This window comes from Mycoplasma sp. P36-A1 (assembly GCF_049478495.1).
Classification (GTDB): domain Bacteria; phylum Bacillota_I; class Bacilli_A; order JAJDGJ01; family JAJDGJ01; genus P36-A1.
This window is the reverse complement of sequence record NZ_CP168083.1, coordinates 877,627-890,184: the sequence shown is the minus strand read 5'-3', so window position 1 is coordinate 890,184 and position 12,558 is coordinate 877,627. Positions and strand designations below refer to the sequence as shown.

General features: G+C 24.4%; 11 protein-coding genes. 1 reads left to right on the top strand and 10 read right to left on the bottom strand.

Features of this window, described 5'->3' with window-relative positions; translation table 4 throughout:
- Positions 1-16 precede the first annotated feature (16 nt).
- From ACD762_RS04195 to ACD762_RS04155, 9 genes are all read right to left on the bottom strand, one after another.
- Positions 17-670: a diphthine--ammonia ligase gene (locus ACD762_RS04195; RefSeq protein WP_423364594.1), complete on the bottom strand. Its 654-nt coding sequence runs from the start codon at positions 668-670 to the stop codon at positions 17-19.
- Positions 671-765: 95 nt separating this feature from the next.
- Complete coding sequence (locus tag ACD762_RS04190; protein WP_423364593.1) at positions 766-1,194, bottom strand: Dps family protein; 429 nt, start codon at positions 1,192-1,194, stop codon at positions 766-768.
- A gap of 200 nt (positions 1,195-1,394) precedes the next feature.
- Entirely contained in the window at positions 1,395-2,531 is a 1,137-nt protein-coding gene (locus ACD762_RS04185; protein WP_423364592.1) for a hypothetical protein, read from the bottom strand.
- Positions 2,515-3,990, bottom strand: a complete 1,476-nt coding sequence (locus ACD762_RS04180) for an SWIM zinc finger family protein (RefSeq protein WP_423364591.1) — start codon at positions 3,988-3,990, stop codon at positions 2,515-2,517. Before ACD762_RS04180 ends, ACD762_RS04185 begins: the two co-directional genes overlap by 17 nt.
- Positions 3,991-4,163: 173 nt before the next feature.
- Positions 4,164-4,880: an EcsC family protein gene (locus ACD762_RS04175; RefSeq protein WP_423364590.1), complete on the bottom strand. Its 717-nt coding sequence runs from the start codon at positions 4,878-4,880 to the stop codon at positions 4,164-4,166.
- A gap of 79 nt (positions 4,881-4,959) precedes the next feature.
- On the bottom strand, positions 4,960-6,285 hold the full coding sequence (rlmD, locus tag ACD762_RS04170) for a 23S rRNA (uracil(1939)-C(5))-methyltransferase RlmD (protein ID WP_423364589.1): 1,326 nt from the start codon (positions 6,283-6,285) through the stop codon (positions 4,960-4,962).
- Positions 6,286-6,447: 162 nt separating this feature from the next.
- Positions 6,448-7,227 carry a hypothetical protein gene (locus tag ACD762_RS04165; RefSeq protein WP_423364588.1) on the bottom strand — a complete coding sequence of 260 codons (780 nt, stop codon included), beginning with the start codon at positions 7,225-7,227 and terminating at the stop codon, positions 6,448-6,450.
- 127 nt (positions 7,228-7,354) lie between these two features.
- Positions 7,355-8,686, bottom strand: coding sequence for a 23S rRNA (uracil(1939)-C(5))-methyltransferase RlmD (gene rlmD, locus ACD762_RS04160; RefSeq protein WP_423364587.1), 1,332 nt, complete (start codon positions 8,684-8,686; stop codon positions 7,355-7,357).
- Between the two features lie 33 nt (positions 8,687-8,719).
- A complete protein-coding gene (locus ACD762_RS04155; protein WP_423364586.1) occupies positions 8,720-9,595 on the bottom strand; it encodes a hypothetical protein in 876 nt (291 codons plus the stop codon).
- 269 nt (positions 9,596-9,864) lie between these two features.
- Between ACD762_RS04155 and ACD762_RS04150 the strand changes: the two genes are divergently transcribed.
- A complete protein-coding gene (locus ACD762_RS04150; RefSeq protein ID WP_423364585.1) occupies positions 9,865-10,452 on the top strand; it encodes a hypothetical protein in 588 nt (195 codons plus the stop codon).
- Between the two features lie 54 nt (positions 10,453-10,506).
- On the opposite strand, the gene ACD762_RS04145 is transcribed toward ACD762_RS04150, so the two are convergent.
- The gene (locus ACD762_RS04145; protein WP_423364584.1) at positions 10,507-12,021 is read right to left on the bottom strand and encodes an AbgT family transporter; all 1,515 of its coding nucleotides are present in this window, start codon (positions 12,019-12,021) and stop codon (positions 10,507-10,509) included.
- Positions 12,022-12,558 lie beyond the last annotated feature (537 nt).

Below are 12,558 nucleotides of genomic sequence, written 5' to 3'. Positions count from 1 at the left end.
TTAATTTATAATAATTTTAAATTAAATTAATATTAAGATTATAGCTATACTCAGTTTCTTGGATATCTTTAATATCCAAATTAATTTTTTGCTTAAAAATTGGTCCATCATAAACTAATGTATGATATTCCCCATTTTCTCCACATTCATCAATGCCAACTTCAGTAAAATAATTTAATACTGAATAATCAAGTGTTTTTCCTAATGTCTCTTTAGGTAGCTTGTTTTTGTCAACTTTTTTTATAACTGCTTTGTATCCTTTATCAATAAATTCTTTTACTAAAGAAAGTCTATTTTCTTGCCATAGTGGAAAAATAGCTTCTAATCCAACATTATTACATCTTTCACTACACCAAATACGATGTTCCTCTATGTCAATATCTCCAAATACAATACAATCTATACTATATTGTTGTTTTAGAGCTTTAAGAGCATTTTCAAAGTCTTCTGTATATTCATTACCTTCTCTAAGTTTTACAGGAATAAATATTGTATCGATGCTTTTTGCAACATTTTCTAATATATTTAAGTTTATATCATGAAACCATGAACCTATATCTTTATTTGTCGTTGTAAAAATACCTACTAACTCATTTTTATCTTTTAACATTCTATCTAAAGCTAGCATAGAATCTTTTCCTCCAGAATATGAAACTAGAAATTTTTTCATAAACAACCTCCTTACTTACTAATATTATACTATATGTTGCACTTAAATAAAATTTTAAATTAAATAAAAAAAGGAACTAAATTAGTTCCTAATAATTATTTTAATCTAGCTTTAATCATCCAGTGTGCTTTTTTATATTCACCTATCCAATTAGTCATTATAAAGACTAATCCTTTGTGACCCTCTTTATCAGCTTTGTTTGCAATTTCTTGAAAAGACTTAATAAGATATGTATAGATATCATTTAAAGATGCTACAACCTCTTCATCAGTAAAATCCTTTACAGCTAGTGGTTTACATTTTGTTTCTTTTGCATACTGATCTAATGATGCAGATGGATACATATCATTTGATTTTAAATACTCTGCAACATCATCAAATTTTGAAAAAACATCATTATATAACCCCTCAGTTAACTCATGATATTCCTCAAACCCCATTCCTGAAACATTCCAGTGTAAGTTGTGTAAATTAACATTAATAGCCATTAAGTCTGCTAGTAATTGATTCAATAATTTTTCCATTATTAAATTCCTCCTCATTTTTTATAATTATATTATATATCTATATTAACTATAAAACAACAAATAATATAAAAACATTAACAGTAAACTAACTTATTACTTATTTGTAGATAACAATTTAAACTTGGTGTTTACTTTCGTGACCTTTATTATCTTTTTCAATGAAATTGGTTTCAAAATGAGACTATATATTGTGATTACTAAAAAGTATTATCTACATGATATGTAATATTAAAATTTTGTATTATATCTTTTGTTACAAAAGTTTTAAATTCATCTAGATTTTCTTGTAATACTATAAAATTATTTTTTGATAAAATATTTAGTAGTTTAATAGTCTTTTTCTTATTTTTAAAATCTATTTTCTTTATTTTATTATTATTTTCTATTTTATATAGATTAAATTTGGATAATATATAATTATGATTAAGGTTCAAATGATAGTTATGGAACAATCTATTTCGATATATATGTATATCTATTTTTTCGTTTACTTCTTCACAAATAATATCATTATTACTTAACTTATAAAATTCAAAGAATATATCTATTGTTTCTTTATTTAATAATATACTTTTTTTATTAATTATTATTTTTTCGATTTTTGATTTATTCGACATATTTGAAAACACTTTTATTAATTTATATTGTAACTTGCTATTATCTGAAAAGATATTTATTGAATGTACTAATTCTAATTCATTACCATATTTAAAATTTACATTATATTCAACATTTTCAAGAAAAGTTTCAATATCTTTTATGTAATAAAGTCTATCATTACCAATCATATATCTTATGGTCCATTTATTATTACTATTCAATTCTAATATTGGATGCAAATCTATTTTATTTGTTAAAGTCATTGCATTTTGCTCTGCACTAATCTCTTTTTTATAATAATTTACAAGATCTCTTGAACGTTTAGAAATTGATTTAAAATATAATAATTCAATTTCTATAATTTTTGATTCTTTTTGTTCATTTCTAATTAGATTAAGTTTGGTTAATTCATTATTTGCATCTTTATTTATAGTTTTCTCATTAGAATATATATTCTTCAAATATGCCATTACATGTTCACATATTTGATTTTTATATCTAATATCACAATCACATGTAGCTTCAATTGTATTATCAATACTTGATAGTTTTATTTCTGTACTTATTTTTTTGCTGAAATGATCTATGGTCCCATATATTTTAGTATAGTTATCTATTTTTTTAAAATCTTGTTTTATTATAAAATCATTATTAATGTAGTAATCGGCAAATGTATTCAATAAAGTATTTTCATATTGTATAATAGTTGATTCAAGTTTATTTAATTTTATCATAGTTTTCACTTAGCTTAAAAGCTAACTCTTTCATATTTTTAATTTTAGTACTATCTTTAAATAGTAGTATTTGTATTTCTTTAATTATTTGATTGTTTCTTATTTCCTTCTTGTAGAACAAGACTGATTTTTTTATTAAATAGAAATCATCTATAGTTATGCAACTATTAATTTTATCTTTAATAATTATTAAAAAGGCAAGATTAAATTTAGTTTCATTATACTTAATCAATTCTTTAGCATGATCTACTAATTTATTAATATTGTTTGTTTTTACAATAATATTTAATATGAATTCGTATTCTTCATAATAAAGAAAGAAATCTATTAATTGAATAGAATTGAAGTCTTTGATAATTTTATCTATCCATAAATTTATATATTTATTTAATTCATTATTATTAAAGAATAAAGTTTTGAAGTCATTGTAATAATTATTTGTTACTGAAATATTTTTTATTATGCTTAAATGAATAATACTATATAATATTTGATAATATTTATTTTTCTCATAATATTTATTCATTAATAATTCTAAACAGTTAATAAATTTATTATAATCTATTGGAACTTTATTATCTTTAAATAATATTTTTCCTGCTAGCTCTATCTCATTGTTATTAAGATAGTAGTTAAATTTTAAATATTTTAATGCTTCAGTATGTTCAAATTCATTTAACACTAACATCAACTTTTTATTATCAAAAGACTGTTTTTGATAATAGTCTATATACAATGATAATAAGACATATTGATGTATGTATTTAACTTTTTTACGTTTCCCTTCCATTTTATTTTTTATACTTAATATACTATAATCATTTTTCTTTAAATACACTTCATATATTTTGAATAGAAGTTCTAAATTTTGAAAATCATTGGTTAATTTAAATATCTGACTTATTACATTTTCGCTGATTAAAGAATCATTATTAAAAATAAAATCTATAATTATTTCTAACGACATTGATAAGTTGATGTTTTGTTTGTTTAGATCTATTCTTTTTAGCAATCTGATAATATTCTCAATCAAATCTTTTATATTTTGATCAGTACTTATTTCATTAATTTCTTTTAATAGTAACTTGCTTAAATTCTCATCAAATTTATAATTTACTGAATCTATACAAGAATTAAAAGATAATTCACTTATTATTTTTGCCCACTCTTGTTTATGAATACTTGATACATCACTTAAGTATCCAAGATTTATTGCCTCAAACAATAATGCAACTATGTGCTCGCAATTATTTTTCTTTTTAGCTACTGGACAATTACATTTCATATTCTTTATATTGAAATTATGTATATTTATTTCTACTTTATACTTTTCTGTAGCTTGTACAGCTGCAGTTAGTGTGTTTTTAATGTACTTAATATTATACATTTCGTTATTATTATATAACTTTTCTCCTTTTATCCATGTTCTGTACTCAAAAATTTCTTTTAAATGTTCCATCTTAGCTCCTTTGTTTTTATTTTATAGTTAAATTATATAACACTGTCAATTAGTGTAGTCCATAAGTTGAAAAATTTTTTATGTGAAATTTTTTTCATGTAAAAACAAAAAAACAATGTTACTTTTTTATAACATTGTTCTTAAAATGGTAGCATTTTGTATAAAAGTGTGATTTAAATCATTTTATTATCGTTCATTATTCTTAATCTATAGCAATTCATTAGATTTTTCTTTAAAGTATTCATTAATTTATAGTTTGCAGTAGCTCCAACTACACTACCTATTACTGGTACCAATTGTAACATCTTGGCAATATCTAAATAATTTCGATATTCTAACTGAAATTTTTCCCAATCAAAATTTTTAATATCCGTTTTGTTCCAATTGTTTATTATCTTAAATATTTCTTGTTTATTATCTTTTGATGAATATGATAATTGAAAAATATATAGTATAAACAGTCTTTCTTCAATTAGATTAGGATCAAAGCCATACAATTTGCAGGCATCAAACATAAATTTGATCTTTATACTTAATAATGCGGGTAAGTCTGCAACACCTAAAATAATTCCACCTAAGCCAAAGCTAAAACCTTCACTCATGGCAGCTTTTTGATATTTAGAAAATTGTGTCAAAACTAGATATTCACTCTCAGCTAAACTAAGACCTTCTGTGTTTTCTTTAACTGTAAGAAAACCTGAACCATTCATTATTAACTTTGTCATACCCTCTATTGTACTTGTGATTGTACTTTGAACCTTATCTGGTAATAAATTTTGTGTTTTATTTTGCACTTTATTAGTTGTTTTTTTTATCATTGATTCTTTTTTTAAAATATCCTTTTTCCAGCTATCTAATTGTTTTTCTAATGTTTGTTCATATAAATTCATACTATTTCTCCTAACTAGTAAATATTATAATAACCTATATTTATAAGCAAAAAAGATGAAATATCATCTTTTTAGTGCTTTATTTTTTTCTAATTAACAGCATTGCTGTTTCTACATGCATTGTATGTGGAAACATATCTATTAAAGTTGTACTTCTAACATCATAGTAATCTAGTAATATGCTTAAGTCTTTTCCTAATGTAGAAGGATTACATGAAACATAAATTAATTTTTTAGATTTTGATTTTACAATTGATTCAATAGTAAATTCGCTTAATCCTACTCTAGGTGGGTCAACTATAATTGCATCAATATTTTTATTTTTTGCATATCTTTTAATAACATCATCTACATCACCTGCAACAAATTCAGCATTTTCAATTCTGTGTTTTCTAGCATTTTCTTTTGCATCTTTAGTAGCTGCTTTAGAAAGCTCAATTCCAACTATCTTTTCTGTGCATTCGGCTACGTAATTTGTAATTGACCCTACTCCTGAATACAAGTCAAGAACTAGTTTATTATTCTTACCTAAGTAACTTTTTATTTTATCATACATTTTAATTGCTTGTTCTGTATTTAACTGCATAAATGACTCTGGTGATAATTTAAATTCAAAATCATTGTATTTAGCATTAATACTCTTTTTACCACGTAAGTTTTTAATTGGTTCTACAATTATTTCATTTCTATTTTTGGTATTTGTTGTTATATTTATAGATATAATATTTTTAATTTGCTCAATTTTATCTAAGGCTTCATCAACTATTTTAGTATTTTTTCCTACAACAAATGTTATCATTACTTCTTTATTAAAAGATCTTACTATTAAATATCTTAATCCTATTTTTGTTTTCTTATCGTAAGCTCTATAACGATATTCATCTAAGATTGATAATACACTATCAATTGTTTTATTTATTTGTGGCTCTTGAATAATACAGTCATTTAAATAAATATAATGATTAGTATCTCTTTTGTGTAATCCTATTGCTAGCTTATCTTTTAAATTAAAAAATGGTAGTTTTATAGTATTTCTATAACCAATATTATTTTCTGATTTTATTACTTCATCTATTCTTAATCTCTTTTTAGAATACTTGTATATACTATCTAATAACAATGTTTTTTTTGCTTCTATTTGCTTTTCATAATTTAGTGGCATTATTGAACAAACCTGACACTTATTATACATTTTACATGGAGGGTTTATTCTATCTTTAGATTTTCTGATAATTTTGCTTACTTCTGCAGTATAAAAGCTTCCTTTATTTTCCATATTATGAACAAGTACTAGTTCACCAGGTAGAGAATTTGGAATAAATACAACATTTTTATTATAGTATCCTATTCCTTCTCCATTAATTCCTATTTTCTTAATCTCAATCTCAACATTACTGTCTTTCATTTTCATCCTACTTTCCTGATGATCATACATCATTTATATCTTATTAGTATACCATAAATTGTAAACATTTATTTAAACAAATTATGTTATTTTAAATATTATTTTGAATTAAAAAAAGTATTTTTGATAAGAACTTATTCTCTTATCAAAAATACTAAATAATTATTTATTTATATCATCTATTACTTTTTCTACATTTTCTTTTGTTTTATCAAATGATTCTTTGACCTTCTCTTTAGACTGATCCATTTTATTTTCAATGTCTTCTTTAGTTGTCTTTGCGATATTTGAGATGTTTTCGTGTTTTTCAGATACTATATTAGAAATGTCTTCATTTGCATTATCAATAACTTTTGATGCATCTTGATCAGCATTTTCATAGATATTTTCTAATTTTACATCTCTTTCATATGCTATGTCATCAATATTATCATTTGAACTCTTTCTAATATTTTTAATATCATCTTTAGCTTCTTTTACAGATTGTGATACACTTTTATTGGTCTTTGATACTTCATCTTTAATATAAGAACGAGAAGAATTTATTTCATTATCAACCTTTTCTTTTGTTTCTTTATATATACTGAAAGTCTCTGCTTTTTCTCTTAATTCATCAGTGAATTCAAAATCATCTAAAACTAAAAGCATGTGACCTTTCTTTAAATCTTCACCATAAACATAGAAATCGGTTGTATTCTCAATAAATTCATGTCCTTCATATGGAGCATCTCCTATAAAGAAGTTTTTTAATTTATCTAAGAAAGTTTCATCTTCATGATAATCAGTATCAACTTTAATCCCTTCTTTTGTTAATTCTTGGGCATTTACATCATTGGTAATTAGTGTAATGCTACCTTTTGGAAATCCCTCTTTAATTAGTTTTTCTAATGCTATTCTTGTCTGTGCTAACTCTGTATAATTCCCTACTACGATTTTCGCCATAATATTTCCTCCTATAGATTATTTCATATACATATCTTTGTATGAATATAAAATAACATTATATATATAGAATGTAAATTATAAAGCTTTTATCTCTTTGCTGTGTATACACCTAGTAAACAACTGCTTATTTTGTTAACAATACAATATTTTCTATATGAAAAGTTTGTGAAAATAAATCTACTGCACATACTTTATCTACTTTAAATCCATTTTGTATTAAGTAAGCAACATCTCTTGCTTGTGTATTTACATCACAAGCAATATAAACTATTTTATTCACCTGCATTTTTAAAACAATATCTAAAAACTCTTTAGTTGCTCCTTTTCTTGGTGGGTCTAATATTATTTTATTAAATAAATTATGATTTTCTAACATGTAATCATTAACATCTGAACATACAAATTCGACATTAGTAATATTATTTATTAGCTTATTATTATTAGCATCTTTAATAGCTGATGGTACTATATCTACTCCAACTACCTTTTTTACAGTCTTTGAAATATACGTAGATATTGTACCTACTCCACAATAGGCATCTAAAACAATATCTTCATTGTTAAGATTGGCCATTTGTATTGCTTTTAGATAGAGATTATTCATTTGATTGGCATTAACTTGGTAAAAAGAATTTAAAGAAATTTTAAAATCTAAATTATTTACTGTATCTATTATATATCCAGTTCCATAAACAATTTGATTTTTTTCACCTAATATCACATTAGTATTTTTATCATTAAAGTTTATAACAATAGATTTTATATTGTTATTATCTACAAGTAGTTGTTTTATTACTATATCTAGTTTATTAGTGTATTTTGTATCATTTACTACAAATCCAAGTAACAATTGATTATTCGCTTTAGATGATTTAATAATTATTTGTCTTAAATAACCAGATTGTTTCTCTTGATTATAAACTGAGACATTATGTATGTTTAAAACATCAACAACACTTTTTAAAAGTACATTTATAATTTTTTCTTGTATAATACACTCTTTTATGGGAATTATTTCATTAGAGTACTCTTTATATAATCCCACTTCTATTTTATCTTTAACTCTAAGTAAAGGAAGAGATAACTTATTTCGATAACCAAAAGGATTATCGTTCTTAATATAAGATATGTCTTTTATTTTGATATCAAACTTATTAAATGCCTCTTTTACTTTTTCTATTTTAAATTCTTTTTGTGACATTTCACTCATATGTAGTAAATTGCAACCACCACATTTATCGCTATATTTACATTTTGATGAAACTCTATCTTTACTTTCTCTAAGAATATCTATAATTTCTCCATATCCATTTTTTTTTGATATTTTATTTATTTTAACTTTAACTTTTTCTGAAACAATTGCATTTGGTATTGTAATTGGAATATTATTATCAATAATAATTCCTTTTCCTTTTTCATCATACTTAATTACTTCAGCATCTATTATTTTTTTCATATATCAGTCCATAAAAAAAAGGCAATGCCTTTTTTATTTTGCTTTCTCTAAAGATTTTAGTACTTCTTTGTATGAGTCTTTATCTCTATATTTTAATAAGTTATATGTTGCAGGTTTGCTCATTCTTGAATTTTTGTATGTTTCAATAATATATTTAGAGTTTGAATCGTAATCAGTTGGAACTACGTCAGCTGCATATATAAATAAATCATTATTTAATTCTTTACTTCCAGAAAAATAGTCTTTAATAGGTGTAATTCCATCCACAATTTTATAGGCTTTTTCATTAGCTGCAGTTGCTTTTTTTACAGAAGTACTATCTTTTAAATCTAAAACTACAACAAGTCTATATGCATTAAGAGAGACACTGATATTGTCTGCAGGTATATCTGCAGTTAGTTTCTCCTTTATTTTTGATACTTGATCATTACTAATAACTTTAGTAACTTCTTCTCTATTTCCTAAAATTACTTGTCCTTTATTCATAAAGGCTCTTGCAAATAGAAAACCAAATACAAGTATACCGACAGCATAAATAACTAGCATAATTTGGCCAATTTTAGACAGTTTAAAAAAGAAAAAATCCTTTTTATTACCATTGTTGAACTTACCAAAAATACCACTATTCTTTTTATTAGACACTATTCCTTTGTCATTATTTTTTGCTTTTTCTTTTTTAGTGCTTTTAGATTCACCACTAGCAATAGAATTGTATTTTGTTAGTTTTGTAGTAGATTCAAGATTATTTACAGTATCTTTGTTAGCTCTTGGTCTAGAACTATCATCATTATTACCTAATTTACTACTTAATGTCTTTCTTACATCAGACATATTAACTTTTTTTATTTTTATATCTTTTCGATTATCTTTTTTTCTTGATCTTATATCTTTATTTTTTTTAGAATCCATTAATACACTCTCCCATTCTTATGTATTATAGCATATTTAGCATATACTATTAAAGTACAAATGATGTAGATTCATCCTTCATATTTCCTTAATCATTATACCATATACCCAATTTTTATAACAGTATTTTTTGTATTCATCTTAAAAACAACATATTAAAATATATTATATTTATAGGCAATACGTTAATTACATATAGTTGCATATAGTTTGTTAAAAAAAGTAGAATTTGTTAGTATTTAAATATATTACAAAAGGAGGGGACCATCATGGACATTAATAATTTAAAGGATAAGATGGAAGATACATTTAACAACTTAAAAGAAGATGTATCAACAAAAACAGAAGAATTAAAGGATGCAGCTAGCGATAAAGTTTCTGATTTAAAAGAAAGTACTGAAACGCTAAAAGACAAAGCAGATTTTCAAGCAGCTGAATTAAAAGAAGATATTTCAAATAAGAATGCTGATATTAAAGAAAACGCAGAGTTACTAAAGGATAAAGCAGAAGTTAAATCTGCAGTTAATACTGAAAACTTTAATAAAGATGTTGAGGATTTGAAAAATAAAGTAGAAGATAAAAATTCTGAAATCAAAGATAATGCAAATGAATTAAAAGACAAAGTACAAGATAATGCAAATGATTTTAAAGAAAAAGCAGAAGATTTTAAAGATTCAACTGCAGAAAAATTTGATGAATTCAAGGATCAAGCTTCAGATAAAGTTGCAGACTTCACTGAAGATGCAAAAGGATTCTTTGGTGATTTAGGGGATAAGATTAAAGATATCGCTGAAGATGCAAAAGATAAATTTGAAGATATCAAAGATAATATTGATGATAAGTTAGACGGTAAATAATAGTATATATAATAAAAAAAGAGCAAATGCAATTGCTCTTTTTTTGTGTGAATCTTATAAACCGAAAGGTATTCCTAATAAAACATAAATTAATAAGAATGTTCCCCAACCTAAGAATACTGCTACTGAATATGGGCTCATTAATGAAATTAAGTCACCAAGTTCAAATTTAGGTGCATATCTTTTAGCACATATTAATATAACTCCCATGTAAGACATTAATGGAGTAATAATGTTTGTTGCTGAATCAGCTACTCTATATGCAGCTTGTACTATTTCAGGTCCAATACTACCATTTGATGCTTGATCAAGCATTGTTATAAATATTGGTGCAAGTAACGTCCACTTAGCTGATGCCGATCCAATAAATAAGTTAACAATAGCACAAATGAACATGAATAGAATTAGTAATACAAATGTATTAGATATATTTAAGTTAATTAATGTGATTGCTCCATTATTTGCAATAAACTTATCTAATCCTGAGTGAGAGAATATTGCAAGGAAGTTACCTGCAAAAATTGCAAATACCATAATATATGCCATATCCTTCATTGCTCTAACTGTAACACCAACATAATCTTTACCAGTTTTAATGATGTTCATCTTACGACCAAATGCAATTGATGGGAATAAGAAGATACAAATCATAATAACGATAATATTATCTAAAATTGGATTATAATTTTTAACAGTTCCAGCTTCATCAATTATTTCACTATAGCTAGTTAAGAAACCTGTAAAATATAAAATTCCAATAATAATACATACAACAAGTAAAGCAATACCAGCAGCTTTTAAACCACCTTTTTCTTCAGTTGTTAATTCACCTATTTCAATAGAATCTTCCTCTGGAATTACTATTTCATGGTGACTAGCTCTTTTTTCAACAAACTTTATTGTTACAAATGTAAGTAATATAGTTAAGAAGAAAGTTGAAACTATCATAAATAAGTAGTTCATTGTAACAGTGTTTAAAGTAAATGTTTGTCCTGATGATTCAATTACACCTTTAGTAATTTCACCAAGCAATCCATCTCCAGGTGTTGGAACTAATGCAGCTCCAAATCCAGCTGATACCGATGCGAATGCCGCAGCAACACCAACTAATGGATTTCTACCTAAACCTGCATATAAAGCTCCAGCTAGTGGTACAAGTACGATATATCCAGCATCTGATGCTACAGATGAGTTAATACCAACAAATACAATTACTGGTAAAATAAACTTTTCTGGAGTTGAATGACCAACTTTTTTGATCAAAGTTCCAAGTAGTCCAACTTTTTCTGCAAAACCAAATCCGATAACACCTACAATTACAATTCCAAGTGGTGGATATGCTCTAAAGTTATTGATGATGTTATACAGTATCCATCTAAACCCATCAATTGACATAAGGTTTGTAACCTCATAAGTTGTACCTACTTGTGCTCCTTGATGCTCACCCGCTGCAAAGAAACTTAATATAATGATAATTGCTGTAAGCATTAACAGTAATAAGTTTGACTCTGGTAATTTGGCACCAATTCTTTCAATTAAGCCTAATTTTTGTTGTTTGTTTGCTTCCATTAAAAAAAATACCTCCCCTATGTTGAGATGCTAGGATAATGCATATAATATAAATTTAATTGTTAAAATAAATAACAATAATTATTTTTCCTAGCTCTACTTATTGGTATAGTACCATATACTAAAATTAAACACAATTATTTTTTTACCAGAATATCACAAATCATTATCAGTTTTTCACAAATTATTACTATATCTTCATTTACTTTATATTTTTTTTATAATGTTGGTCTATTTTTAATTTGTAAAGAGTTAAGATCAGTTTTAAAATTGAAAAAAAAATCTTTAATTAAATTTTAAATATGATATTTAGATTTAAACAAAAAAACTATATCTTTTTTTAATTTTATTTTCATTAAAAAAAGCTAAAACACATCAAATATCTTAATAATCTTATGTTTTTTACAAGTATTTTACATATATTGTGCATTAATGGATTAAAATAGATAATATCAAATTTTTAGAATTATTATTAATAAATTAAGATTATGATTAATATTAGTTATAAGTTTTGGTTCACTAAAATAATTAACAACA